We start from the raw sequence: 26,343 nt of genomic DNA on the forward strand, positions 1-26,343 counted from the left end.
CTGTATCACCCCCCTATTTGAGAATGGCGGCGCTCCACCAGTGAGTTAATACTGGCATCGTTCCAGACGATGCTCAGCATACACTCCATCCCTGGAGATAAGACCAACCCGGACTCAAACCAGTTTGCTTGACGATCATAGCGAGTTGGAACCACCTGATCCCATTCCGAACTCAGAAGTGAAACGACTTAGCGCCGATGGTAGTGTGGGGTTTCCCCATGTGAGAGTAGGTCATCGTCAAGCTCTTAAATTAAAACGCCCTGTCGGTAACCCGGCAGGGCGTTTTTCTTGTGTGCCAGAAAATCTCCCGGTGGGGCTTGCCGATGCCCTGCGGTCATGGTGATGGGCGCCTTCCCTGGCGCCCCCCCTTCTGGGCGACCTGAAGGTCGTCCCAATCCGTTCCCGACGGATTGGTCAAGCTCCTCTCCAGGGCGTTTGCGATGCTGCTCGGCTCGTCCTTCGGGCCTCGCCGGTCGCTCGGCCTGGCGGCCATCGCAGTAGGTCGGTTTAGGCCGAAGGCCGTAAACCGATAAACTCTCCCCGTTCCTGCCAACTGACAAACTCTCCCGTTTCGCTTTCCTAACACTGGTTACTTTTCGCAGAGTTGGTACACTACCGAGGCCTGAATATGCGGGTGTTTTTACTAGATAAAACAGTTTTTATATGTTATAAAATTAACCTCCGGTCTGATCGGCTGTTCGCTCCAATGTGAGGTATTCGGTCAACTTGGTGCAGTGCTGAATGACAGGCCCGGAGCTCAATAAAAGAGAGTCATAGAGATGCAACAATTACCCCATTCTTTGAAAACCCTGAGCGCGCTGGTATTTGGCAGTATTGTGACCCTGTCCTGCAGCGCAGAGAACAACGAAGCTGCGGCTGAGGAAAAGCTGGAGCCGTGGCAACAGGCCCAGAAAACCGAAGTCTGGGAGCCCGTTCCTCCGATGGTGGAAGTGCCTGAGGATGGCGTGCCTTCCGATGCAATTGTTCTGTTTGATGGCAGCGATCTGAGCGAGTGGGTCGGGGAGGACGGTGGAGAGCCGAAGTGGACTCTCGAAGGTAATGCCATGACGGTGGCCCGTCGTCAGGGCGGAATTCGAACCAAGCGTGAGTTTTGTGATGTTCAGCTCCATATCGAGTGGCGTGCACCGACTGATATTGAGGGAATGGACGGGCAGGATCGGGGTAACAGCGGCGTGTTCCTGCAGGAGCGCTATGAAATCCAGGTGTTGGACTCTCATGACAACGAAACCTATCCGAACGGCCAGGCTGCGTCGGTTTACAAGCAATCCATTCCTCTGGTGAATGCGACCCGCCCGCGGGGGCAGTGGCAGGAGTACGATATTATCTATCAAGCGCCCCGCTTTGATGAAAGTGGTGCTTTGGAAGAGCCCGCATACGTCACGGTCCTTCATAATGGTGTAGTGGTGCAGAACCACTTCGAGATTCAGGGGAAGACCGAGTGGATCGGTGAACCAAGCTACGATGAAGCCCACGGTTGTGCTCCGATCTTCCTTCAGGACCATGATGCGGCGGTCAGTTTCCGAAATATTTGGGTGCGCGAGCTGTAATGTTTTCGGGGGGCAGATAAGGCTGCCCCCCCGGTCTGTCCGCGAAGGAACGCGACGCAATACCCGGCTGCGACTGACGGCCGGGTTTTTTATATCCAAGCCAACACAAAATGATAAAACCCAGTCAGGCACTGTGCCATTCTGTTCAGAGGTAAAGCTATGCTGAAAATAAAAAAGAGGTTCGGTCAATCTTTCTTGATGGCGCTGGCATGCGTGCTGTCTCAGGTTTCGAGTGGAGCACAGCCGCCTGTATTGGCACATGAGGCACCTTGGAAGCAAGTTCACGACGTCGTATATGATGCCGGACAAATCAGGCCCGTCTCGGGTGATGATGAGCCCGGAGTGCTGTTACTGGAGGGAGTGGCTGAGGATATAAGACTCCTGTCTGACGAATCTCTGGGAGACGCCGTTGTGACGTTTGACGTGTTACTTGCCGACCAGACTCGTGCCGGTGTTTACTTGCAGGGTCGCTACGAAGTGGTAATGGCAGCTCCAACAAAGAAAGATCGTTTGACGACTGACAGCGTAGGCGCGCTAGGGCCCCGCTGGGATGAAGACCGGGAACCGGCTGAGTATGGCGGAGTACCTCCTCTGCGAGCTGTGGATGGTGTCGTAGGACAATGGTGGCCTGTAGAAATACGTTTCCGTGCCCCCCGATATAATGACGCCGGGCAAAAAACTGAGCCCGCCATGTTTCTGGAAGTCCGTATCAACAATGAAATTGTGCAGAAAAACACCGTGGCCACCGGGTTTACCCGCGGGGCCATCAACCCTTGGGAGACAACATCGGGACCCTTGATGGTGCAAGTGCACCAGGGACCCATTGCGTTGCGTAATGTGTCGCTGGGGCATGCCGACTTCAGCGCGGTAGACCTGCCCTCGGAAAGCGGTGGCGGCTCCAACCAGGCAAACCTGGAAGATTTTGTCGCAAAAGGAAAAGCGGCATTCAAAGCTTTGGGGTGTACCTCATGTCATGCTGTCAATCAGGGAGAAAAGTCGGTTCGTGCCGGCCCTAATCTGTATGGCCTGTTTCAGCGGGCCCCACGGGATCGGGAGGTCAAACAGGGTGAGGCCGAAACCCGATTTACTCTGAAAGCTGATCGGAGTTATCTGCATCGCAGTATCCGTGAGCCGGATACCGAGTTGGCGATTGCCGAGAGCGGTTCAAACAAAGGCGAGGTGTATCAACCCATTATGCCGGCCTACTCCACCGATACGCTGAGTGACAGTGAGCTGGATGCAATAGGCGCTTACCTTAAAACACTCAATCCGCTGGAGACCCAGGGGCCCATCATTCAGTTGGTCGAAGAAGGTGGGCCTGAGGTGTATGACCCTCTCACTGATGGCCTTCAACGCCTGGTTCTGGAGGAAGTTCAGATTCAGCGAGGACCCATGCCGGGCACCTCTGGACGAGCCATTCACGTGGGGCTGCCCAATGGTGTCAATTACAGCTTCGATCCCAGGGTGTTGGGCGTAGTCAAGTTGTGGCAGGGCGGCTTTCTGGATATGGGCGGTGAGTTGCGCAATCGTGGTGGAGACGGTTTGCGTATGGGCTACGATAGTCGGGAAATTGATTTGGGAGCCGCGCGGCGTCTGTTTGCGCCCATTTTACCCGACGGCTCGCCGGTCGATTTTTCATTCAAAGAGTCGGTGTTTCAGGACCAGGATAGCGTAGAGGCGGCGCTCTACGGAGAACGGGACCATTTTGACCTGCTGGCGGATGTCGATGCCCGTTTCCACGGGTACGAACGGGACTCCCGCCGCAAGCAAGCGGCGCCAACGTTTGAGGTATCCATCGGTGACAACCGTTTTGGGATGACGATGGATATCACAGCCGAAGGCGCATTGACGTTGACGATCGATGGAAAACTGAACGCCGAGCAGCGCTTTCAATTGGCCTCAGGACTCATCGACAATGTATCGGTATCAGAAGGCTCAGTCTCCGAGGGGCAATGGGTTATCCCCAAAGGGGCGTCATCACCGATCCGCTTGCGAGGGCAGTTGGCGTTGTCTGATAACCCCTGGCGCCCAACTCCCAAAGCGTTCGAGTATGCACGCCAACCGCTCAAGGTGGTACCTTCTCAGGCCGATCTCCTGGCGGGTTATCGCATCGAAGATTATTTGCCCCCCAAAGACAATTATGGTCGGGACCTCTTGTTCGAGCCATTGGGGATCGCCGTTGCGGAAGACGGCACAGTTGTTGTGGCTACCCGTAACGCCGGCATCTGGCGACTGATTGATGGCGAATGGCATCTATTTGCCGAGGGCCTTTTCGATAGTCTCGGGGTCGTGATTGAAGACAAGGCGGGTCTGGATCTGGTTGTAGGGCAGAAAGCGGAACTGACGAGAATCCGAGACACCAATGGCGACGGCCGGGCCGATCGTTATGAAACACTGTTTGACGGATTCGGGTACCACAGCAATTACCACACGTACCTGCACGGACCTGTGAAGGGCGCTGACGGTGCATATTACCTGGGCTTGAATCTGGCCCATGCCGACAAGGCAGTTTACAAGGCGGGCGGTCTGTATATGGGGTCCCAGGGAGGGTTCAGCGGCTGGGCTTTCCGGGTGACGCCCGATGGCGAAGCGACACCCTGGGCCAGTGGTCTGCGCAGCGCGGCGGGTTGGGCGTTAGGGCCGGATAAGCAGGTCTGGTTTACGGAGAATCAGGGGGAATTTGTGGGCACGTCAAAACTGTTTGTGCTCAAGAAAGATGCCTTTTTTGGTCATCCCTCCGGTCTGGTCGACCTGCCGGGAATGACGCCTGAATCGCCGGAAATTGCCTGGGATCGAGTGCAGGGTAAGCGCGAGCCCGAACGTTTGTTGATGCCTCAGAATTTACTCGCCAACTCTCCGGGACATCCCGTATGGGACACCACGAATGGGCGGTTTGGCGCGTTTGCGGGACAGATGCTGATCGGGGACCAGACGCAGTCCAACCTGTTTCGCGTCGCGTTGGAGGAGCTGCCGGATGGAACCGTTCAGGGAGCGGCCATGCCGTTCGCCCGGGACCTGGCGTCCGGTGCGATGCGTCCTGTGTTCTTGCCTGACGGCAGCCTGCTGTTGGGGCAGACCGGTCGCGGATGGCAGGCTAAGGGAGGTCACGTTGCCAGCTTGCAACGTCTGAGTTGGCATGGCGATCAGGCGCCGCTCGCCCTGGAGCGGATTTCGGTTACCCAGGAAGGTTTTACGTTGCGCTTCACCCGGGCGCTGCCGGAAGCAATGACCCACGAGGATCTGGCGGATGCGCTGGAAGTCAGCTCCTGGACCTATCGGGACGCGCCGGACTATGGTTCAGAGCAATTGGGGCAACGCGACGAAGTGCTCGCCGACCTGACCGTCAGTGACAACCGCACCGCCGTGACAGTGAAGCTGGAAACAACCAAAGTGCCGGAGGTGCATCCGCAACAGACGGCTCGGGTATACCACTTCAAGCTCGAATCCGATGCGTTGACCCGCGATCATGGCGGCGTGCCGATGAGCGCGTTCTATACCTTGCATCGCTTCTCCCCCTGAACATAGGTGAGACATCCAGGGATGGATGTATTTATTGTTTTCATCTGGATTTTCCCCGTCAGGTTTGCTTAGATGCCTCCATCGACCAGCCTGATGGACACCTGTTCTATGAGTACCGCAACCGGCACCCTCACGATTGATCTCTCTGCCTTGTGTGCCAACTGGCATACCGTCTGTTCCGCTCTTGAGCGTAAACCGGCGGCGGTGATTAAAGCCGATGCCTATGGGTTGGGGGCCGAAACGGTTGGAGCGACGCTTTACCGGGCGGGCTGCCGGGAGTTCTTCCTGGCTACTCTGGAGGAGGCGTTGACCGCCCGCAGTTTTCTGCCGGATGATGCCATTCTCTATATCCTCGGAGGCGTTCGGCCCGGGGAGGAGGATGAGTGCATCAATGCTGGACTGATCCCGGTGCTGTACAGCAAGTCCGCCATGAAGCGCTGGGCGTCGGTGTGCCGGGAGCTGGATGTTGTCTCACCCTCAGTGATCAAGGTTGACACGGGCATGACGCGTATGGGACTCAGTCTGGAAGACTGGCACGCTTGCGTTGAGCAGCCCGAGGTGCTTGCGGACTGTCACCCTGTACTGGTGATGAGTCATCTTGCCTGTGCCGACGAGCCAGATCACCCCATGAACAGGGATCAGCAGCAGCGGTTTGCCCAGGTGGCTCAGAGTGCGCGCGGTCTGTTCCCGGGCATACGCTGCAGCCTGGCTAATTCGTCTGGTATTTTTTTGGGGGCCGATTGGCACTTTGATTTGGCCCGTCCGGGCGCCTCCCTGTATGGCTTTGATCCCCTGGCAGGTCGTGAGCCGGCCATGAAAGCGGTTGTGAAACTCGAGCTGCCGGTGCTGCAGGTACGCGAACTGGGTCAGGCGGCGAGCATCGGCTATGGTGCGGAGACCCAACTGCCGGCCGGGCGCCGCCTGGCGGTGGTGGCCGGGGGCTATGCTGATGGCCTCAATCGCACCATAGGCCGTGAAGGCGGCGTGGGCTATCTGGGGGATACGCGCGTTCCGGTGGTCGGTCGTATTTCCATGGATACCACCATTTTCGATATCACCGAAGCATCGCTGCCGTCATCTCCGGACAATGCCCGGATCACCGTGCTTGACCATCGCCTGCGCGTGGCCGATGTGTCCCGTCGCATTGGTGCACTGGGTTATGAAGTCCTCACCAGCCTGGCGGGACGTTATCGTCGTATCTATCGAGAGGTGGCGCAATGAGTCGTGACGAGGCGACCCTGTCCAGGCTACTGCAAACGCTCTCCAGCGGTGACTACCACTCCGGGGATGAATTGGGACAACGGCTTGGCATCAGCCGGGCGGCGGTGTGGAAACAGTTGCAGAAGCTGGGTGAGTTGGGTGTCGAGCTGGAGTCTGTTCGCGGCAAGGGATATCGTCTTAAGGGCGGGTTGGAACTGCTTGAGCGGGATTGTCTCTGGGCGGGGCTGAGTGACCTGACTCGCGCCCGGCTCACGGAACTGGACGTTCTCTCCGTTACCGACTCGACAAACTCACAAGCCATGCAGCGGGCTGCCCGGGGTCAGAGTGGTTATGTCTGTTTGGCGGAACAGCAAACGGCGGGGCGGGGACGCCGCGGGCGTACCTGGGTCAGTCCGTTCGGGCGCAATCTCTATCTGTCGGTAAGTTGGGGGTTCGACGGCGGCGCGGCGCAACTGGAGGGGCTCAGTCTGGCAGTGGGAGTCGCGATGTGCCAGGTGCTTGAAGCAGAGGGGGTCAAGTCGGTTGGCTTGAAGTGGCCCAATGATGTCCTGTGGCAACAGCGTAAGCTTGCTGGCGTGCTTTTGGAGATGACCGGGGATCCGGCCGGCGCCTGCCAGGTGGTAGTGGGTGTTGGGCTGAACCTTGCGATGCCGGGCTCGCCCGCCCTCGATATCGAACAACCCTGGGCTGATCTGGAAACCGTCTGCGCTGCTGAGCACTGCCCGATGCCGGGACGCAATGCCCTGGCGGCCCGTCTGATTGATGCTTTGGTGGGCCTGCTGTCCAGCTATCACCTTGAGGGCTTTTCGGCCTGGCGCGATGATTGGCTCGCTCGCGATGCGTTCGCAGGGCGGCGGGTGGTCATCAGTTCCGGTGCTCGAACGGAAGAGGGGATTGCTCGCGGTGTCGATATCAATGGCGCATTAATGCTCGAACAGGCGGGTGAGCGAATTCTGTGTCACGGGGGCGAGCTGTCGATGAGAGCTGTGTCATGATTCTGGAAATTGATTGGGGAAACAGCCGGATTAAATGGCGCCTGCAGGGGGAATCCGGTACGCTGGCCGCCGGTACCGAGGCGGAGGATAACCTCGACCGGCTGAGTGAACAGGTGCGCGGAGCCCTGCCTGTTGGCTTGGTGTTGGACGCCGTGCGGGTCGCGTCTGTCCGTCCGGAGGGTGATGAGGCTCGGCTGGTGCAATGGGCTCAGGCGCAGTGGCAGGTTACTCCCTGGTTTGCGCGCGCGAAGGCGCGCTGCGACGGTGTGGTGAGTGCTTACTCGCATCCGGAGCGTCTGGGGGTAGATCGGTGGCTCGCCCTGTTGGCGGCGCGGCAGGTGGCCGAGGAACCCGTCGTGATTGTCCAGGCGGGGACCGCGCTCACGGCCGATCTGATGGATGGGCGGGGAGCGCACCTCGGAGGGTACATCGCACCGGGCTGGCAGGCAATGCGTCGCGCCCTGAATCAGGGGACCGCTCGGGTGCGCAGCCTGCAGGGGCCGCCAGACAGACTTCAGCTGGCGCCTGCGGACAACACCGAAAGGGCGGTAGAGGCGGCGTTGTCCGCGATGGTGGTCGGTTTCGTCGAGAATGCGTGCCGGCAGATTGAGGGATCCGCCCGGTTGGTCGTGGCCGGCGGTGATGCCGGGCTCATTTGCTCTCATTTTACGTGGGCGAGGCTGTGGCCGGAAATCGTGCTTGACGGTCTGGCCGTGGCGCATCGTGCAGAGGGTGTGTCCTGACGGATCCGGATTGGTTTTTTTCAGGGTAGAGCAGGTTTATGCGGGCAATACTGGTGGTCTTGGTGGTAATGAATGTGCTGTTGCTGGCGCTGCACCAGTTGGGCGTTATTTCATCGTCCGGAGCCTCCCGCGCCGGAGAGGCCGCCGTGGTTCCCGATTCTGCGCCATCCCTCCGGCTTCTGTCGGAGGTGTCCGATGATCTGCCCCCGGCTGACAGGACGCCTGGTGGCCAGGGGGGCGGTACCGTCTCGGATGTATTGCCGCTGTGCGCGTTGGTTGGCCCATTCACCGAGCGCGGAGATGCGCAGTCCATCGGTGAGCGACTCCGGGCATTGGACGTGTCGGCTGAAACCCGGGACCTGGAGGTATCCGATGGTCGGGGTTACTGGGTCCATCTGGCGCCGGAATTGTCCCAGCGAGAGGCGCTTCGGCGACTCCATGAGCTGCAGGCCAAGCAGATCGACAGTTATGTGATCCCCCGGGGGGAGCTCGCCAATGGTATCTCCTTCGGCATGTTCAGTCGCAGGGCGCTGGCTGAGGCGCGCCGGGACGAGCTTCAGGCGCTTGGATACGACGCCAAAATCCGCGAAGTGGAGCGAACGCACCGGGAAATCTGGGTTGTAATGCCTGCTTTACAGGCCCGCGCGCTCTCGGACCAGCTGTGGGAAGAGCTGCTGGCCGAGTCCCCGGCGCTGGAGCGAAGACAAAATTTGTGCCCAGGTGTTGCTTCTGAGTAAAAGTTTCTCTAGAATCCCGCCTCCACGTTGAGACGTGGTCAGGTCTAAGTGCTGGCGTAGCTCAGTTGGTAGAGCAGCTGACTTGTAATCAGCCGGTCGGGGGTTCGACTCCTCTCGCCAGCTCCATTTAACCTGAAACCCTGCATGTAACTGTGTGAAAAGATTGAATTTTCGGTTGACAGGCAGGGTTGTGAGCCGGACAATGCCGGCTGCTTTTTGGCAGGGGTTCCCGAGTGGCCAAAGGGATCAGACTGTAAATCTGACGCGCAAGCTTCGGAGGTTCGAATCCTCCCCCCTGCACCATAATTGAAGAACGCTCTTGAGTGTGTTCTGTAAGGCCTGGCTGGAAGCGGGCCCGAGATTGCGGGCATAGTTCAATGGTAGAACCTCAGCCTTCCAAGCTGATGATGCGGGTTCGATTCCCGCTGCCCGCTCCACTTTGCGGTGGAGCCAAGTAAGGCCTGAAACGTTTTCAAAGCTGATGTAGCTCAGTTGGTAGAGCACACCCTTGGTAAGGGTGAGGTCGGCAGTTCAAATCTGCTCATCAGCTCCATTTTGTTGGCTGCAGAGGTTTGCCTCTGCAGCGGTTTTTTGTCTGAGTATCCGTTGTCCTTGTGGCGCTTTGTCGCGTTGGCAGAGCCCGAAGTGCGCGGAATGGTTAACCCATCTGTAAAGCTTGAATGTGAGGAGGCGCTCGCAATGGCGAAGGAAAAATTTGAACGCAGTAAGCCCCACGTCAACGTGGGCACCATTGGTCACGTTGACCACGGTAAAACCACGCTGACCGCGGCTCTGACCCGCGTATGTCACGAAGTCTGGGGCAGCGGTTCTGCTGTTGCCTTTGACGGTATTGACAATGCGCCGGAAGAGCGTGAGCGCGGTATCACCATTGCGACCTCTCACGTAGAGTACGATTCACCGATTCGTCACTACGCGCACGTGGACTGCCCGGGTCACGCCGACTATGTGAAGAACATGATCACCGGTGCGGCGCAGATGGATGGCGCGATCCTGGTGTGTGGTGCGACCGACGGTCCGATGCCCCAGACCCGCGAGCACATCCTGCTGTCCCGTCAGGTAGGCGTACCCTATATTGTGGTATTCCTGAACAAGGCTGACCTGCTGGCAGAAGACTGCGGCGGCGTAGGCACCGACGAGTACAACGAAATGCTGGAGCTGGTCGAGATGGAGCTGCGTGAGCTGCTGTCCGACTACGACTTCCCGGGCGACGACACGCCGATCATCGCCGGTTCTGCCCTGATGGCTCTGAACGGTGAAGACGAGCACGAGCTGGGTACTACCGCTGTGAAGAAGCTGGTAGAGACCCTGGACGAGTACATTCCGGAGCCCGAGCGTGCCATCGATCAGCCGTTCCTGATGCCGGTAGAGGACGTATTCTCTATCTCTGGTCGCGGTACCGTAGTAACCGGTCGTGTTGAGCGCGGCATCGTGAAGGTAGGCGAGGAACTGGAAATCGTTGGCCTGAAGGACACCACCAAAACCGTCTGTACCGGTGTTGAGATGTTCCGCAAGATGCTGGACGAAGGTCGTGCCGGTGAGAACGTGGGTGTTCTTCTGCGCGGTACCAAGCGTGACGAAGTTGAACGTGGTCAGGTTCTGGCCAAGCCGGGTTCAGTGACCCCGCACGCCAAGTTCGAAGGCGAAGTGTACGTACTGTCCAAAGACGAAGGCGGCCGTCACACTCCGTTCTTCAAGGGCTATCGTCCGCAGTTCTACTTCCGTACCACGGACGTGACCGGTGCTTGTGAGCTGCCGGAAGGCGTTGAGATGGTCATGCCGGGCGACAACGTGAAGATGAGCGTGACTCTGATTCACCCGGTGGCGATGGAAGAAGGTCTGCGCTTTGCGGTGCGTGAAGGCGGCCGTACTGTTGGCGCTGGCGTGGTCTCCAAGATCATCGAGTAAGCGTTAAAAGATGTTGTGGCAGGGGCCAATAGGTCCCTGTTCCCTTCAAAAGTTACAGGCCAGTAGTTCAATTGGTAGAGCACCGGTCTCCAAAACCGGCTGTTGGGGGTTCGAGTCCCTCCTGGCCTGCCATCTTTCGAGAGTGCACTAAGGTTTCTGCAAGCCTATGAATACAAAAACCGAAGCGAAAGAGTACCGCATGGACCCACTGAAGTGGCTGTTGGTGCTTGGCCTTATTGCGGTTGGGGTTGTTGGAAACTCGCACTTCTCCGCCGAGCCACTGTTGTATCGTGTGCTGGGTTTGCTGGTTATTGCTGCGGTAGCCATTTTGATCGCTCTGCAGACGGAGAAAGGGGCCGGCTTGTGGCGTCTTCTTCGCGAATCCATGGTCGAAGTACGCAAGGTTGTTTGGCCGAGCCGACAGGAGACCAATCAGACCACGCTGATCGTGATCGCGGTGGTGATTGTCATGTCGATCATTCTCTGGCTGCTGGATACGTTCTTCGGCTGGATTGCATCCCTGATTATTGGGTAGGTGATAAATGGCTAAACGTTGGTATGTAGTACACGCCTATTCCGGTTTTGAGAAAAAAGTCGCTGCGTCTTTGAAAGAGCGTGTAGAGCTCAACAACATGCAGGACTACTTTGGTGAGATTCTGGTTCCCACCGAAGAGGTTGTTGAAATGCGCGGTGGACAGAAGCGCAAGAGTGAGCGCAAGTTTTTCCCGGGTTACGTACTGGTTCAGATGGAGTTGAATGACGATACCTGGCATCTGGTGAAAGATACCCCTCGAGTCATGGGGTTCATTGGTGGTAAGGCCGATCAGCCGGCGCCAATCACCGAGAAAGAGGCTGAAGCGATTCTTCAGCGCGTGGACGACTCCATTGAAAAGCCCAAGCCGAAAACGATTTTCGAGCCGGGCGAGATGGTTCGTGTTATCGATGGCCCCTTCAACGACTTCAATGGTGTGGTTGAAGAGGTTAATTACGAGAAAAATCGCCTGCGTGTAGCCGTACTGATTTTCGGTCGGTCAACACCGGTTGAGCTTGAATTCGGACAGGTTGAGAAAACCTGAGCACTGAAGGAGACGTTAGCCAGGAAGGCAGATGCTTTTTTTACCTTTCTTCGCCTTCGGGCGAAGGGAGGTTTTCGTGTCTCCGGATAAAAATTTTATCCGGAGAGGGGAGCCGGCGACAGAATTCCCTGCCAGGGCATTCTCGAGGCGCTAACACCCAAATTGGGGAGTAAATACTATGGCTAAGAAAGTAACTGCCTATATCAAGCTGCAAGTTGCAGCTGGTAAGGCAAATCCAAGTCCGCCGGTTGGTCCTGCATTGGGTCAGCACGGTGTGAACATCATGGAATTCTGTAAGGCGTTCAACGCTCAAACCCAGAGCATTGAGCCCGGTGCTCCGGTGCCTGTTGTCATCAGCGTATACAGCGACCGCAGCTTCACCTTCACCATGAAGACCCCGCCGGCGTCGTTCCTGCTGAAGAAAGCCGCAGGTATCAAATCCGGCAGTGGCAAGCCCAATACCGATAAGGTAGGTAAAGTCACTCGTGCGCAGCTCGAAGAAATTGCGACCACGAAAATGCCGGATCTGACGGCAGCCGACATGGATGCCGCAGTGCGGACGATCGCGGGTTCTGCCCGTGCCATGGGTCTTGATGTGGAGGGCGTGTAACATGGCTAAATTGAGTAAACGTCAGCGCGCCATCAATGAGAAAGTGGACGCCAACAAGCAGTACAGCATCGACGAAGCAGTGGCCCTGCTCAAAGAGCTGTCTACCGTGAAGTTTCCGGAAACCTTTGATGTTTCCATCAATCTGGGTGTGGATCCACGTAAATCGGACCAGGTAGTACGTGGCGCGACCACGTTGCCCCATGGTACCGGTAAAGACGTGCGCGTCGCCGTGTTCGCTCAGGGCGCTAACGCTGACGCGGCCAAGGCAGCGGGTGCCGACATTGTCGGTATGGAAGATCTGGCTGAGCAGGTTAAAGCCGGTCAGATGGACTTCGACGTGGTCGTTGCCAGCCCCGACGCAATGCGCGTGGTGGGCCAATTGGGTCAGATCCTCGGTCCTCGTGGCCTGATGCCGAACCCGAAAACCGGTACTGTAACGCCGGACGTGGCTACTGCGGTCAAGAACGCCAAGGCGGGTCAGGTTCGCTACCGTGCTGAGAAGGGCGGTATCGTTCACGGCGGTATCGGCAAGATTTCCTTCGACGCCCAGGCCGTTAAAGAAAACCTGGAAGCCTTGGTCAACGATCTGAAGAAGGCCAAGCCCTCTACCGCCAAAGGTGTGTACCTCAAGAAGATTGCCTTGAGCACCACCATGGGGCCGGGCCTGGTCATTGATCAATCCTCTCTGGCGATTTAATCAGCCTTTGAGGTCAACGAGCTTTGGGGTCTGCGCTTCGGCGCAGGCTGTCAAAGACCGTAGGTGATCCGGTTGCACTGGTGGCCGGTTCTTAATACGAGACTGTAGCAATACGGTTTTTGCCTACGCAGACGGTGGGACCCGCTCCGGCTTGCCGGAGGACAGAATATCACCGAGTTAGGGTGTCAGGCTCATAACGAGTCTGATACTGGATGTTAACGACAGAAGGCTTAGGCCCGCTCTGTCAAACCCAGGAGAAATCCCGTGGCATTAGGACTTGAAGGCAAAAAAGCGATTGTCGCAGAAGTCCAGGAAGCTGCGAAGAGTGCTCTGTCGGCGGTCGTTGCGGATTCCCGCGGCGTTACCGTCAGCGACATGACTGCTCTGCGCAAAGAGGCCCGCGAGAACGGCGTTTGGTTGAAAGTCGTTCGCAATACGCTGGCCCGTCGCGCGCTCGCCGGTAGTGACTACGAATGTCTCACAGAGAGCTTCGTTGGTCCTACTCTTATCGCTTTCTCTAACGAACATCCTGGTGCGGGCGCCCGCATCCTCAAGGAGTTCGCCAAGAGCAACGATAAACTGCAGATTAAGCTGGCCGCCTTTGAAGGTGAGCAAGTGGACTTCTCTATGTTGGCAACTCTGCCGACTTACGAAGAAGCCCTGGCGAAACTGCTGAGCGTGATGAAAGAAGCTTCTGCTGGCAAGCTGGTCCGCACTATTGCGGCCGTTCGCGACGCGAAAGAACAGGAAGCGGCCTGAGGTACTCGGCGCTTCAACTGAACCCACGAGCACTTTGCTCAATTTTGTAGGAATAGCATCATGGCTGTAACTAAAGAAGATATCATCGAAGCGATTGCGGAAATGTCCGTAAGAGACGTTGTCGAGCTGGTTGAGGCAATGGAAGAGAAGTTTGGCGTTAGCGCCGCTGCTGCCGTTGTTGCTGGTCCGGCCGGCGACGCGGGCGGTGCCGCTGAAGAGCAGACCGAATTTGACGTCGTTCTGACCGCCATTGGCGAGAAGAAAGTCAACGTCATTAAGGCTGTTCGCGAAATCACCGGTCTGGGCCTGAAAGAAGCCAAAGACATGGTTGAGAACGCACCGAAAGCGGTTAAAGAAGGCGCTTCCAAGGAAGAGGCCGAAGAAGCCAAGAAGAAGCTGGAAGACGCCGGCGCTTCTGCCGAACTCAAGTAATTGGGTTCGTGCTTCGTCTGTCCAAATGCGTTTTTGGACCGAGGCTGGTGGGCTTTCGCCCGCCAGCCTTTTTCCGTTTCCGGTCGTCGGTAACGGCCGAAGTAGTGACCAGGCACTGATTTAGCGCCTCGTCATGGTTAGCCTACCACGGTTTCTGGCCGGGTAGTGCAGGGTAGAGCAACGATACTCGAGGAGATTTTCTCCCGGTGTCAGCCCGATCCGTGAACAAGCTGGGGATTACAGATGGCTTACTCATACACTGAGAAAAAACGTATCCGTAAGGACTTCGGCAAATTGCCGCATGTTATGGATGTTCCTTACCTTTTGGCAATTCAGCTGGATTCGTACAGACGATTTGCCCAGGCAGATGTCCCCCCCGAAGAGCGGGCCGATATGGGTCTGCATGCCGCATTTCGCTCGGTTTTCCCCATTGTCAGCTACTCCGGCAACGCGGCGCTTGAGTATGTGAGCTATAGCCTCGGCAAGGCGGCGTTTGACGTCAATGAATGTATTCTGCGCGGGGTGACCTACGCCGTGCCGCTGCGCGTCAAAGTGCGGCTGATGATTTATGATCGCGATTCATCCAACAAAGCGATCAAGGACATTAAAGAACAGGAAGTCTACATGGGTGAAATTCCCGTGATGACTGAAAACGGTACCTTTGTCATCAACGGTACCGAGCGCGTGATCGTCTCCCAGCTGCACCGCTCACCCGGTGTGTTCTTCGATCACGACAAGGGTAAAACCCATTCGTCGGGCAAGCTGTTGTACTCCGCTCGCGTGATCCCCTACCGTGGCTCCTGGTTGGACTTTGAGTTTGATCCCAAGGATCTGGTGTATGTGCGCATCGATCGCCGTCGTAAGTTGCCGGCGACTATTCTGCTGCGCGCCCTGGGCTACAGTTCCCAGGAAATGCTGGACATGTTCTACGACACCAGTACTTTCCAGGTGGGTAAGGACGGCCAGTTCCTGTTTAAGGTGGTGCCGTCACGTCTGCGTGGCGATGTGGCCACGTTTGACATCAAGGACAAGAAAGGCAAGGTGTTGGTCGAGGAAGGCCGCCGCATTACCGCCCGTCATATCCGCCAGTTGGAGAAAGCCGGCGTCGATGAGATGATCGTGCCCCCTGAGTACCTGTTGGGGCGCGCGCTGGCCCGGGATGTGATCGATAACGAAACCGGTGAGCTGCTGGTCGAGTGTAATACCGAGATCACCGAAGAAGTACTGGCGATTCTGGAAAAGCAGGGTGCAGAGACCATTGAAACTCTGTACACCAACGAACTGGATTGCGGTCCGTTCATTTCCGACACTCTGCGCCTGGATCCGACTCGCACCGAACTGGAAGCGCTGGTGGAAATCTACCGGATGATGCGCCCGGGCGAGCCGCCGACCAAAGAGTCGGCCGAAGCGCTGTTCCAGAATCTGTTCTTCACCCAGGAGCGCTACGACCTGTCCTATGTGGGCCGGATGAAGTTCAACCGTCGCCTGGGTCGCGAAGACGAGACCGGTGAGGGCACGCTGTCCAATGACGACATCGTCGATGTCCTGAAGACCCTGATTTCCATTCGCAATGGTCAGGGTACCGTGGATGACATCGACCACCTGGGGAACCGTCGCGTACGGTCCGTGGGTGAGATGGCGGAAAACCAGTTCCGCGTGGGTCTGGTACGGGTCGAGCGGGCCGTCAAGGAACGCCTGTCCATGGCCGAAAGCGAAGGCCTGATGCCTCAGGATCTGATCAATGCCAAGCCGGTGGCCGCTGCGGTGAAGGAGTTCTTTGGCTCCTCTCAGCTGTCCCAGTTTATGGATCAGAACAACCCGCTGTCGGAAGTGACACACAAGCGTCGCGTGTCGGCGTTGGGCCCGGGTGGTCTGACCCGTGAGCGCGCCGGCTTCGAAGTGCGTGACGTACACCCGACTCACTATGGTCGCGTATGTCCGATTGAGACGCCGGAAGGTCCGAACATTGGTCTGATCAACTCCCTGGCGACCTATTCGCGCACCAATAGCTACGGTTTCCTGGAAACTCCCTACCGCAAGGTGGTGGATGGCAAGGTTACCGATGACATCGAGTTTCTGTCGGCGATCAATGAGTCCGAGTTTGTCATCGCCCAGGCGTCCGCCAAGGTCGACAAGAACGGGAAGCTGTGCGAAGAGCTGGTCTCGGTGCGTCACCAGAACGAGTTCAACCTGAAGAGCCCGGAAGAAGTCCAGCTGATGGACGTTTCTCCGCGTCAGGTGGTGTCCGTTGCCGCCGCCTTGATTCCGTTTCTGGAGCACGATGACGCCAACCGCGCACTGATGGGTTCCAACATGCAGCGCCAGGCAGTGCCGACCTTGCGCGCGGAAAAGCCGTTGGTTGGTACCGGCATGGAGCGCAATGTGGCCTCCGACTCCGGTGTCTGTGTGGTCGCACGTCATGGCGGCGTGGTCGACAGCGTGGATGCGGGCAAGATCGTGATCAAGGTGAACGACGACGAAGTCGAAGAAGGCGATGCCGGTGTCGACATTTACAACCTGATCAAATACACCCGTTCCAACCAGAACACCTGCATCAACCAGCGCTCCATCGTGAACGTGGGTGATGTGGTGGCCCGTGGCGACATTCTCGCTGACGGTCCGTCGGTCGATATGGGTGAGCTGGCCCTTGGCCAGAACATGCGTATCGCCTTCATGCCCTGGAACGGCTACAACTTCGAAGACTCCATTCTGGTCTCGGAGCGCGTGGTGCAGGAAGACCGCTTTACCAGCATCCATATTCAGGAACTGACCTGTATCGCCCGTGATACCAAACTGGGTAGTGAGGAAATCACCTCGGATATTCCCAATGTGGGCGAGAGTGCGCTGAGCAAGCTGGATGACTCCGGCATTGTCTACATCGGGGCCGAAGTCGGTGGTGGTGACATCCTGGTCGGCAAGGTGACCCCCAAAGGGGAAACCCAACTGACACCGGAAGAAAAGTTGCTGCGTGCCATTTTCGGTGAAAAAGCGTCAGACGTTAAGGATACGTCCCTGCGTGTGCCGGCCAGCACCAAAGGCACCGTGATCGACGTTCAGGTGTTTACCCGAGATGGCCTGGAGAAGGATCAGCGCAGCCTGGAAATCGAGCGCGATCAACTGGATGAAGTCCGCAAGGATCTCAATGAAGAGTATCGCATTGTTGAACGCGCCATTTTCGGTCGCCTGCGCTCTGCGCTGGTGGGTCAGAAAGTGTCTTCCGGTAAAGGCGTCAAGAAGGGCGAAGTACTGACCGACGAGAAACTCGACGAACTCGAAAAGGATCAGTGGTTCAAACTTCGTATGGCGGACGACGCGCTGAACGAGCAACTGGATTCCGCCGAGGCTCAGTTGATCGAGCGACGCAAGATTCTGGATGATCGCTTCGAAGACAAAAAGCGCAAGCTGTCTACTGGCGACGATCTGGCGCCGGGCGTGCTGAAAATCGTCAAAGTGTACCTGGCGATCAAGCGTCGTATCCAGCCGGGTGACAAAATGGCCGGCCGTCACGGTAACAAAGGGGTTATCTCGGTGATTATGCCGGTTGAAGATATGCCCTATGACGACAAAGGCGAGCCGGTGGACATCGTGCTCAACCCGCTGGGTGTGCCGTCGCGGATGAACGTGGGTCAGATTCTGGAGACTCACCTGGGTATGGCTGCCAAGGGGCTCGGGGTCAAGATCAACGAGATGCTCAAGCAGCAAAAAGCCGTCAAGGACATTCGCGATTTCCTGGAAGAAATCTACAACAAAACCGGTGACTCGCTCACCAAAGAGGATCTGGCATCGTTCAGCGATGAAGAAATCCTGGAGCTGGCTCGCAACCTCACCGGTGGCGTGCCCATGGCAACACCGGTGTTCGATGGTGCCCAAGAGCATGAAATCAAGGCGCTGTTGAAGTTGGCGGACTACCCGGATTCCGGCCAGTTCACGCTGTATGACGGTCGTACCGGGGACAAGTTTACCCGTCCGGTGACCGTGGGCTACATGTACATGCTCAAACTGAACCACCTGGTAGACGACAAGATGCACGCTCGTTCCACTGGTTCCTACAGCCTGGTTACTCAGCAGCCGCTGGGTGGTAAAGCCCAGTTTGGTGGCCAGCGTTTCGGGGAGATGGAGGTCTGGGCTCTGGAAGCCTACGGTGCCGCCTATACCCTGCAGGAAATGCTGACCGTCAAATCGGACGATGTGGCCGGTCGGACCAAGATGTACAAGAACATCGTGGATGGCGACCACCGGATGGAGCCCGGTATGCCCGAATCCTTCAACGTGTTGGTGAAAGAGATTCGCTCGCTCGGGATCAGTATGGAGCTGGAGCAAGACGACTAGCCCCGCTGGACCCACTTAAGGTGCGAGGCCGGATTTTCCGGCCTCGCTGTGCGGAACCCACGCACTGATGCCCACTAGAGCTTACTGGAGAAAACGCCTTGAAAGACTTACTGAATTTGCTCAAGTCCCAGGGACAAGTCGAAGAATTTGACTCCATTCGGATCAGCCTGGCCTCGCCGGAAATGATTCGATCCTGGTCGTTCGGGGAAGTAAAAAAACCCGAAACCATCAACTACCGTACCTTCAAGCCAGAGCGCGAAGGCCTGTTCTGTGCCAAGATTTTTGGCCCGGTAAAAGATTACGAGTGTCTGTGCGGCAAGTACAAGCGCATGAAGCACCGTGGCATCATCTGTGAAAAGTGTGGCGTTGAAGTCACCTTGGCCAAAGTGCGTCGTGAGCGCATGGGTCACATTGAGTTGGCAAGTCCGGTTGCCCACATCTGGTTTCTGAAGTCCCTGCCCAGCCGTATCGGTTTGCTGCTGGATATGACCCTGCGCGATATCGAGCGGGTGCTGTACTTCGAGTCCTACGTGGTGACCGACCCGGGCATGACCACCCTGGAGCGCGGCCAACTGCTGACCGATGAGCAGTACTTCGAGGCCATGGAAGAGTTCGGGGATGAATTCGAAGCGAAGATGGGGGCGGAAGCCATCCAGATTCTGATGAAAGACATCGATCTGGAATCGGAAGTCAATCGTCTGCGCGAAGAGATCCCGAACACCAACAGTGAAACCAAGATCAAGAAGTTTTCCAAGCGTCTGAAACTACTGGAAGCCTTCCTGCACTCCGGAAACAAGCCGGAGTGGATGGTCATGGAAGTGCTGCCGGTACTGCCGCCGGATTTGCGTCCGCTGGTGCCGCTGGATGGGGGCCGCTTTGCGACCTCTGACCTGAACGATCTGTATCGCCGGGTGATCAACCGTAACAACCGCCTGAAGCGTCTGTTGGATCTCAATGCGCCGGACATTATTGTGCGCAACGAAAAGCGCATGCTGCAGGAGTCTGTTGACGCCTTGTTGGACAACGGCCGTCGCGGTCGGGCGATTACCGGTTCCAACAAGCGTCCGCTGAAATCCCTGGCCGACATGATCAAGGGTAAGCAGGGCCGGTTCCGCCAGAACCTGCTGGGTAAGCGTGTGGACTACTCCGGTCGTTCGGTGATCGTAGTGGGCCCGACCCTGAAGCTGCACCAGTGTGGTCTCCCCAAAAAGATGGCTCTGGAGCTGTTCAAGCCGTTCATCTTCAGCAAGCTGGAGCTGCGCGGTCTGGCCACTACCATCAAAGCGGCCAAGAAAATGGTCGAGCGTGAAGAAGCGGTGGTGTGGGACATCCTTGACGAAGTGATTCGCGAGCACCCGGTGCTGCTGAACCGCGCGCCGACATTGCACCGTCTGGGTATTCAGGCGTTCGAGCCCGTGCTGATTGAAGGTAAGGCGATCCAGCTGCACCCGCTGGTGTGTGCGGCCTATAACGCCGACTTCGACGGTGACCAGATGGCGGTTCACGTACCGCTGACCCTGGAAGCCCAGCTCGAGTCCCGTGCGCTGATGATGTCCACTAACAACATCCTGTCGCCGGCATCGGGCGATCCGATCATCGTACCGTCTCAGGACGTGGTTCTGGGGCTCTACTGGATGACCCGTGAGCGGATTAACGCACAGGGCGAAGGCATGGTGTTCTCCGATGTGGCGGAGGTCTCCCGGGCCTACTATGCCAAACAGGTGGATCTGCAGGCGCGCGTCAAAGTCCGCCTCAAGGAAACCCTGGTCGGCGCTGAGGGTGAGCGTGAGGAAAAAACCCATATCGTCGATACCACCGTCGGTCGTATGCTGTTGTGGGAAATTGCCCCTGAGGGCATTCCCCTGGAGTTGATCAACCGGCCGATGGTCAAAAAGGCCATCTCCGGAGTGATCAACTACTGCTATCGTGTGGTCGGCCTGAAGGCCACGGTCATCTTTGCTGACCGCCTGATGTACATGGGTTACGACTTCTCCACCAAATCCGGTGCGTCCATTGGCGTGAATGACTTCACCATTCCGGAAGAAAAGGCCGGCATTATCGGTCGCGCGGAAAAAGAAGTTAAAGAGATCGAGACCCAGTTCGCCTCGGGTCTGGTAACCGCGGGTGAGAAGTACAACAAAGTGATTGATATCTGGTCCCGGGCCAACGACCTGGTTGCCAAGTCAATGATGGAAGGTATCAGTAAAGAGTTTGTGACCAATAAAGACGGTGAGGAAGAAGAGCAGGACTCATTCAACTCGGTCTTTATGTATGCCGACTCTGGTGCTCGTGGCTCCCCGGCGCAGATTCGTCAGTTGGCGGGTATGCGGGGTCTGATGGCCCGCCCGGACGGTTCCATTATCGAAACGCCGATTGTTGCCAACTTCCGTGAAGGTCTGAACGTACTGCAGTACTTCATCTCCACCCACGGTGCCCGTAAGGGTCTGGCGGATACCGCCCTGAAGACGGCCAACTCCGGTTACCTGACCCGTCGTCTGGTGGACGTCTCCCAGGATCTGGTGGTCACTTCTGTAGATTGTGGCACCGATGAAGGCCTGAAGATGTCGCCGGTCATTGAGGGCGGTGACGTCATCGAGTCGCTGGGTGATCGTATTCTCGGTCGCATCGTGGCGCGTGACGTGGTTCGTCCCGACAGCGACGAAATCCTGGTGCCGGCCGGCACCATGATTGACGAGGCTTGGGTTGAACGCGTTGAAGCCATGGGTATCGATGAGGTGATTGTCCGTTCACCGGTGACCTGTGCCTCGCGCAACGGTGTCTGCTCCATGTGTTATGGCCGTGACCTGGCTCGTGGTCATCGGGTGAACCAGGGCGAAGCGGTGGGGGTTATCGCCGCCCAGTCCATTGGTGAGCCGGGTACCCAGCTGACCATGCGGACTTTCCACATCGGTGGCGCGGCGTCCCGAGCCTCTGCGGCCGACAATGTGCAAGTGAAGCAGGAAGGCAAGGTCCGCCTGATCAACGTCAAGGTGGTGACCAACAAAGATGGTCACCTGGTGGCAGTCTCTCGTTCCGGTGAGCTGGCGGTAGCCGATGCCGCCGGCAGTGAGCGTGAGCGTTACAAGATCCCTTACGGCGCCCTGATCACCGTCAAGGACGGAGACCAGGTCGACGGTGGGCAGATCATCGCCAAGTGGGATCCGCACACGCACCCGATTGTCAGTGAGGTGGCCGGTAAGGTCCGCTTCTCCGGTATGGAAGACGGTCTGTCGATTCGTCGCCAGACGGATGAGCTGACCGGCCTGAGCTCTATTGAGGTGCTGGATCCGTCAGAGCGTCCCTCCGCCGGTAAGGACCTGCGTCCGGCAGTGACCCTGGTGGACGAAGCCGGTAACGAGCTGATTCAGGCGAACTCCAACGCGCCCGCTCATTACCTGCTGCCGGCGAAAGCGATCCTGAGTATTGCGGATAACGACGACATCCAGGTGGGTGACGTTATTGCCCGTATCCCACAGGAAGGTTCCAAGACCCGGGATATTACCGGTGGTCTGCCGCGTGTGGCCGACCTGTTCGAAGCGCGCAAGCCGAAAGAGCCGTCCATCCTGGCGGAAATCTCCGGTACGGTGAGCTTCGGTAAAGAGACTAAAGGCAAGCGTCGTCTGGTGATTACCCCCACCGATGGTCAGCCCCTGCCGGACGGCTCCACGCACTACGAGGTGCTGATTCCGAAGCATCGTCAGCTGAACGTGTTTGAAGGTGAGAAGGTCGAGAAAGGGGAGATGATCTCCGACGGCCCGAGCAATCCTCACGATATTCTGCGACTGCAGGGCATCGAGGCGTTGGCTCACTACATCACCAACGAAATTCAGGATGTTTACCGTCTGCAGGGCGTGAAGATCAATGACAAGCACATTGAAACCATTGTTCGTCAGATGCTGCGCAAGGTTGAGATCACCGAAATGGGCGACTCCAGCTTTGTGAAGGGTGAGCAGGTTGAATTGAGTGCCGTTCTGGAAGAGAACGAGCGCCTCCGTGCTGAAGACCGTCAGCCGGCCCAGTTCGAGCGGCTGTTGCTGGGTATCACCAAGGCGTCTCTGGCGACGGAGTCCTTTATCTCGGCGGCCTCTTTCCAGGAGACCACCCGGGTACTGACCGAAGCCGCTGTCACAGGCAAGAAAGACGTCCTGGCGGGCCTGAAAGAGAATGTGGTCGTGGGTCGTCTGATCCCGGCCGGTACGGGGCTGGCCTACCATGCCGAGCGGAAGCGTCGTCGCGAAGCGGCCCTCAATGCCCCGGATGCGGGTGTGAGCGCTGAGGATGTCGAAGCGGCGCTGACCGAGGCATTGAAGTCCAGCAGCTGACAAAAGGTGGGGACGGACCGGCTTCGGCCGGCCCGTCAGGTGCAGAGAGGCTCTTTGGCTTGACGCTGGGGGTTGACCTCATTACAATGCGCCACCCGCTTTTTCCAAAGTGGGGAGCGGACTTGACCGCTCTCTTTAATCAAGCCTTCCAGGGGAAGGCGTTTTTATACTTGTGGAGTTTATTTTCATGGCAACGATCAACCAGTTGGTTCGTAAGCCGAGAAAACGCAGGGTTCAAAAGAGCGACGTTCCCGCTCTGCAAGCCAACCCTCAGAAGCGCGGCGTTTGCACCCGCGTTTACACCACCACGCCGAAGAAGCCCAACTCGGCCTTGCGTAAGGTTTGCCGTGTGCGCCTGACCAATGGTTTCGAAGTGTCTTCTTACATCGGTGGTGAAGGGCACAACTTGCAGGAGCACAGCGTTGTTCTGATCCGTGGTGGCCGAGTGAAGGACTTGCCGGGTGTGCGCTATCACACCGTGCGCGGTTCTCTGGACACCTCCGGGGTCAACAACCGTAAGCAGGGTCGTTCCAAATACGGTACCAAGCGACCCAAGTAACCCTGAGTGGACCATCTGGTCCCCCGGGTTGTTATGCGTTTTCGGCGGCGCCTGCGGGCGCGAACCGAGTAAGGCTAAGCGCGGCATAAGCCGGAGTCTTAGACAAATCCTGAAGAGAGGCTATTTAAGATGCCAAGAAGAAGAGTTGTCGCCAAGCGCGAAGTTCTGCCGGATCCCAAGTACGGCAATGTGACGCTGGCGAAATTTATGAACCACGTGATGGTCAGCGGCAAGAAGTCCGTGGCTGAGCGTATTGTGTACGGTGCTCTGGAATCGGTTGAGTCCAAGCTGAATCGTGACCCCATCGAAGTGTTCGATGAAGCGCTGGAAAACATCGCACCGCTGGTGGAAGTTAAGTCCCGCCGCGTGGGTGGTGCCACCTATCAGGTGCCGGTTGAGGTCCGCCCGAGCCGTCGTATTGCCTTGGCAATGCGTTGGTTGGTGGACTTCTCTCGCGGTCGCAGCGAGAAATCCATGCCCCAGCGTCTGGCCGGTGAGTTGATCGATGCCTCCCAAGGCAAAGGTGCAGCGGTCCGTAAGCGTGAAGATGTTCACCGTATGGCCGAGGCCAACAAGGCCTTCTCGCACTATCGCTTCTAAGGCCGTCGCCTGAAAAACGCCGATAGATAGAGAGGGTGAGGGCAGCCAAGTGGCTGCCTTTTCCCGTTTTAATGAATTAGCAATTGGGGATACTGTCGTGGCACGTAAAACTCCTATCGCACGCTACCGCAATATTGGTATCGTTGCCCACGTAGACGCCGGTAAGACCACCACTACCGAGCGCGTTCTGTTCTATACCGGCCTGTCTCACAAGGTGGGTGAGGTTCATGATGGCGCGGCTACCATGGACTGGATGGAGCAGGAGCAAGAGCGCGGTATTACCATTACCTCCGCAGCGACCACCTGCTTCTGGCAGGGCATGAGTCAGCAGTTTGATCAGCACCGTATCAACATCATCGATACCCCCGGGCACGTTGACTTCACCATCGAGGTGGAGCGTTCGCTGCGGGTACTGGATGGTGCTGTTGTGGTGCTGTGTGGCTCCTCCGGTGTGCAGCCGCAGACCGAAACCGTATGGCGTCAGGCCAACAAGTACGAAGTTCCCCGTATGGTCTTCGTCAACAAGATGGACCGCACCGGTGCCAACTTCAAGCGTGTGGTTGATCAATTGAAAACCCGTCTGGGCGCCAACGCCGTGCCTTTGCAGATGACTATCGGTACTGAAGAAGACTTCAAGGGCGTGGTTGATCTGATCGAGATGAAGGCCATTCTGTGGAATGAAGCCGATCTGGGTATGACGTTTGATTACGCGGAAATCCCGGATGACCTGAAAGAAACGTGCGAAGAAATGCGCGAATTCATGATGGAAGCGGCCGCAGAAGCCAACGAAGAGTTGATGGAAAAATACCTGGAAGAAGGGTCTTTGACCAACGACGAGATCAAGGCCGGTATTCGTGCCCGCACCCTGGCCAATGAAATTGTTCCGGTTCTGGGTGGTTCAGCCTTTAAAAACAAAGGTGTGCAGGCAGTGCTTGACGCTGTTGTTGAGTACCTTCCGGCCCCGAACCAGGTTCGCGCGATCGAAGGGGTTCTGGATGACGGGAAAGACACCGTTGAAACCCGTGAGGCGGACGACGACGCACCGTTTGCGGCATTGGCTTTCAAGATTGCCACCGACCCCTTTGTGGGCACGCTGACGTTCTTCCGGGTTTACTCCGGCAAATTGAACTCCGGTGATTCGGTGTTCAACCCGGTAAAAGGCAAAAAAGAACGTGTTGGTCGTATGGTGCAGATGCACTCCAACAACCGCGAAGAGATCAAGGAAGTACTGTCCGGCGATATCGCTGCGGCCGTAGGCCTGAAAGACGTTACCACCGGTGACACACTGTGTGACCCGAACCACATCATTACGCTTGAGCGAATGGAATTCCCGGATCCTGTGATTCACGTTGCGGTTGAACCGAAAACCAAGGCGGATCAGGAAAAAATGGGTGTGGCTCTGGGTAAACTGGCTCAGGAAGACCCGTCATTCAGCGTCAAAACTGACGAAGAAAGCGGTCAGACCATTATCGGTGGCATGGGCGAGCTTCACCTGGACATCATCGTTGACCGCATGCGTCGTGAGTTCAAGGTTGAGGCAAATATCGGTAAGCCCCAGGTGGCTTATCGTGAAGCGATTCGCAACACCTGTGAGATCGAAGGCAAGTTTGTTCGTCAGTCTGGTGGCCGCGGTCAGTACGGTCACGTCTGGATCCGTTTCGAGCCGGGCCAGGACGAAGACGCCGAAGGCCTGGAGTTCGCCAACGAGATCGTGGGTGGTGCCGTTCCGAAGGAATACATCCCGGCGGTACAAAAAGGTATTTCCGAGCAGATGCAGAATGGTGTTCTCGCTGGCTATCCGCTGCTGGGCCTGAAAGCCACTCTGTACGATGGTTCGTTCCACGATGTTGACTCCAACGAGATGGCCTTTAAAATTGCTGCCTCTATGGCCACCAAGAAATTGGCGCAACAGGGCGGAGCCGTCCTGCTTGAGCCGATCATGAAAGTGGAGGTCGTGACGCCTGAAGAGAACATGGGTGACGTGGTGGGTGACCTCAACCGTCGTCGCGGCATGATTCAGGGCATGGAAGAAGGTGTATCCGGCAAGATCGTTAATGCTGAGGTGCCTCTCGCGGAGATGTTTGGTTACGCGACGGATCTGCGCTCGGCCACCCAGGGTCGCGCTACCTACGCGATGGAATTCAAGGGTTATGCCGAAGCTCCCCGCAACGTAGCCGATGAAGTGATTGCCAAAAGCAAAGTGGCTAAAGACGATTAATTTCTGATTTGCAGACATTCTAGAGGAAGAAG

General features: G+C 57.2%; 18 protein-coding genes, 5 tRNA genes and 1 rRNA gene. All 24 read left to right on the top strand.

Annotated elements, in window-relative coordinates; genetic code table 11:
- The first annotated feature begins 127 nt into the window (after window positions 1-127).
- The 24 genes from rrf (at window position 128) to fusA (ending at window position 26,311) form a co-directional block, all read left to right on the top strand.
- Window positions 128-243 (top strand): 5S ribosomal RNA (rrf, locus tag OOT55_RS00655).
- A 536-nt stretch (window positions 244-779) separates the two neighbouring features.
- A complete protein-coding gene (locus OOT55_RS00660; protein WP_265367270.1) occupies window positions 780-1,568 on the top strand; it encodes a 3-keto-disaccharide hydrolase in 789 nt (262 codons plus the stop codon).
- A 198-nt stretch (window positions 1,569-1,766) separates the two neighbouring features.
- Entirely contained in the window at window positions 1,767-5,087 is a 3,321-nt protein-coding gene (locus OOT55_RS00665) for a family 16 glycoside hydrolase (protein ID WP_265368768.1), read from the top strand.
- 108 nt (window positions 5,088-5,195) lie between these two features.
- On the top strand, window positions 5,196-6,308 hold the full coding sequence (alr, locus tag OOT55_RS00670; protein ID WP_265367271.1) for an alanine racemase: 1,113 nt from the start codon (window positions 5,196-5,198) through the stop codon (window positions 6,306-6,308).
- Complete coding sequence (birA, locus tag OOT55_RS00675; RefSeq protein ID WP_265367272.1) at window positions 6,305-7,303, top strand: bifunctional biotin--[acetyl-CoA-carboxylase] ligase/biotin operon repressor BirA; 999 nt, start codon at window positions 6,305-6,307, stop codon at window positions 7,301-7,303. Before alr ends, birA begins: the two co-directional genes overlap by 4 nt.
- Entirely contained in the window at window positions 7,300-8,046 is a 747-nt protein-coding gene (locus tag OOT55_RS00680) for a type III pantothenate kinase (RefSeq protein ID WP_265367273.1), read from the top strand. The genes birA and OOT55_RS00680 overlap by 4 nt, the downstream gene beginning before the upstream one ends.
- A 38-nt stretch (window positions 8,047-8,084) precedes the next feature.
- Window positions 8,085-8,783: an SPOR domain-containing protein gene (locus tag OOT55_RS00685; protein ID WP_265367274.1), complete on the top strand. Its 699-nt coding sequence runs from the start codon at window positions 8,085-8,087 to the stop codon at window positions 8,781-8,783.
- Window positions 8,784-8,833: 50 nt separating this feature from the next.
- Window positions 8,834-8,909 (top strand) — tRNA-Thr (locus OOT55_RS00690).
- 93 nt (window positions 8,910-9,002) lie between these two features.
- Window positions 9,003-9,086: transfer RNA gene (locus OOT55_RS00695), tRNA-Tyr, on the top strand.
- A 60-nt stretch (window positions 9,087-9,146) separates the two neighbouring features.
- A tRNA-Gly gene (locus OOT55_RS00700) sits at window positions 9,147-9,220 on the top strand.
- Window positions 9,221-9,260: 40 nt separating this feature from the next.
- A tRNA-Thr gene (locus OOT55_RS00705) sits at window positions 9,261-9,336 on the top strand.
- 146 nt (window positions 9,337-9,482) lie between these two features.
- Window positions 9,483-10,709, top strand: a complete 1,227-nt coding sequence (tuf, locus tag OOT55_RS00710) for an elongation factor Tu (RefSeq protein WP_265367275.1) — start codon at window positions 9,483-9,485, stop codon at window positions 10,707-10,709.
- Between the two features lie 56 nt (window positions 10,710-10,765).
- Window positions 10,766-10,841: transfer RNA gene (locus OOT55_RS00715), tRNA-Trp, on the top strand.
- A 34-nt stretch (window positions 10,842-10,875) separates the two neighbouring features.
- Window positions 10,876-11,244: a preprotein translocase subunit SecE gene (secE, locus tag OOT55_RS00720; RefSeq protein ID WP_265367276.1), complete on the top strand. Its 369-nt coding sequence runs from the start codon at window positions 10,876-10,878 to the stop codon at window positions 11,242-11,244.
- Between the two features lie 7 nt (window positions 11,245-11,251).
- Complete coding sequence (gene nusG, locus OOT55_RS00725; RefSeq protein WP_265367277.1) at window positions 11,252-11,785, top strand: transcription termination/antitermination protein NusG; 534 nt, start codon at window positions 11,252-11,254, stop codon at window positions 11,783-11,785.
- A gap of 178 nt (window positions 11,786-11,963) precedes the next feature.
- Window positions 11,964-12,395 (top strand): 50S ribosomal protein L11, encoded by a 432-nt coding sequence (rplK, locus tag OOT55_RS00730; protein ID WP_265367278.1) that lies wholly within the window; start codon window positions 11,964-11,966, stop codon window positions 12,393-12,395.
- Window position 12,396: 1 nt separating this feature from the next.
- Window positions 12,397-13,092 carry a 50S ribosomal protein L1 gene (gene rplA / locus OOT55_RS00735; RefSeq protein ID WP_265367279.1) on the top strand — a complete coding sequence of 232 codons (696 nt, stop codon included), beginning with the start codon at window positions 12,397-12,399 and terminating at the stop codon, window positions 13,090-13,092.
- 264 nt (window positions 13,093-13,356) lie between these two features.
- Window positions 13,357-13,851, top strand: a complete 495-nt coding sequence (gene rplJ, locus OOT55_RS00740; protein ID WP_265367280.1) for a 50S ribosomal protein L10 — start codon at window positions 13,357-13,359, stop codon at window positions 13,849-13,851.
- Window positions 13,852-13,911: 60 nt separating this feature from the next.
- Window positions 13,912-14,283, top strand: a complete 372-nt coding sequence (rplL, locus tag OOT55_RS00745) for a 50S ribosomal protein L7/L12 (protein ID WP_265367281.1) — start codon at window positions 13,912-13,914, stop codon at window positions 14,281-14,283.
- Window positions 14,284-14,526: 243 nt separating this feature from the next.
- Window positions 14,527-18,612, top strand: coding sequence for a DNA-directed RNA polymerase subunit beta (rpoB, locus tag OOT55_RS00750; RefSeq protein ID WP_265367282.1), 4,086 nt, complete (start codon window positions 14,527-14,529; stop codon window positions 18,610-18,612).
- Window positions 18,613-18,710: 98 nt separating this feature from the next.
- Complete coding sequence (gene rpoC, locus OOT55_RS00755) at window positions 18,711-22,934, top strand: DNA-directed RNA polymerase subunit beta' (protein ID WP_265367283.1); 4,224 nt, start codon at window positions 18,711-18,713, stop codon at window positions 22,932-22,934.
- Between the two features lie 187 nt (window positions 22,935-23,121).
- Window positions 23,122-23,493 carry a 30S ribosomal protein S12 gene (gene rpsL / locus OOT55_RS00760; protein ID WP_024462568.1) on the top strand — a complete coding sequence of 124 codons (372 nt, stop codon included), beginning with the start codon at window positions 23,122-23,124 and terminating at the stop codon, window positions 23,491-23,493.
- Window positions 23,494-23,622: 129 nt separating this feature from the next.
- The gene (gene rpsG, locus OOT55_RS00765; RefSeq protein WP_024462567.1) at window positions 23,623-24,093 is read left to right on the top strand and encodes a 30S ribosomal protein S7; all 471 of its coding nucleotides are present in this window, start codon (window positions 23,623-23,625) and stop codon (window positions 24,091-24,093) included.
- Between the two features lie 97 nt (window positions 24,094-24,190).
- Entirely contained in the window at window positions 24,191-26,311 is a 2,121-nt protein-coding gene (gene fusA, locus OOT55_RS00770) for an elongation factor G (RefSeq protein ID WP_265367284.1), read from the top strand.
- Window positions 26,312-26,343 lie beyond the last annotated feature (32 nt).

Origin of the sequence: Marinimicrobium sp. C6131, assembly GCF_026153455.1 — a bacterium.
Lineage (GTDB): Bacteria > Pseudomonadota > Gammaproteobacteria > Pseudomonadales > Cellvibrionaceae > Marinimicrobium.

Coding starts and splice junctions, on each gene's coding strand:
- OOT55_RS00660 (WP_265367270.1), top strand. CDS start 780: ATGCAACAATTACCCCATTCTTTGAAAACCCTGAGCGCGCTGGTATTT.
- OOT55_RS00665 (WP_265368768.1), top strand. CDS start 1,767: ATGGCGCTGGCATGCGTGCTGTCTCAGGTTTCGAGTGGAGCACAGCCG.
- alr (WP_265367271.1), top strand. CDS start 5,196: ATGAGTACCGCAACCGGCACCCTCACGATTGATCTCTCTGCCTTGTGT.
- birA (WP_265367272.1), top strand. CDS start 6,305: ATGAGTCGTGACGAGGCGACCCTGTCCAGGCTACTGCAAACGCTCTCC.
- OOT55_RS00680 (WP_265367273.1), top strand. CDS start 7,300: ATGATTCTGGAAATTGATTGGGGAAACAGCCGGATTAAATGGCGCCTG.
- OOT55_RS00685 (WP_265367274.1), top strand. CDS start 8,085: ATGCGGGCAATACTGGTGGTCTTGGTGGTAATGAATGTGCTGTTGCTG.
- tuf (WP_265367275.1), top strand. CDS start 9,483: ATGGCGAAGGAAAAATTTGAACGCAGTAAGCCCCACGTCAACGTGGGC.
- secE (WP_265367276.1), top strand. CDS start 10,876: ATGAATACAAAAACCGAAGCGAAAGAGTACCGCATGGACCCACTGAAG.
- nusG (WP_265367277.1), top strand. CDS start 11,252: ATGGCTAAACGTTGGTATGTAGTACACGCCTATTCCGGTTTTGAGAAA.
- rplK (WP_265367278.1), top strand. CDS start 11,964: ATGGCTAAGAAAGTAACTGCCTATATCAAGCTGCAAGTTGCAGCTGGT.
- rplA (WP_265367279.1), top strand. CDS start 12,397: ATGGCTAAATTGAGTAAACGTCAGCGCGCCATCAATGAGAAAGTGGAC.
- rplL (WP_265367281.1), top strand. CDS start 13,912: ATGGCTGTAACTAAAGAAGATATCATCGAAGCGATTGCGGAAATGTCC.
- rpoB (WP_265367282.1), top strand. CDS start 14,527: ATGGCTTACTCATACACTGAGAAAAAACGTATCCGTAAGGACTTCGGC.
- rpsL (WP_024462568.1), top strand. CDS start 23,122: ATGGCAACGATCAACCAGTTGGTTCGTAAGCCGAGAAAACGCAGGGTT.
- rpsG (WP_024462567.1), top strand. CDS start 23,623: ATGCCAAGAAGAAGAGTTGTCGCCAAGCGCGAAGTTCTGCCGGATCCC.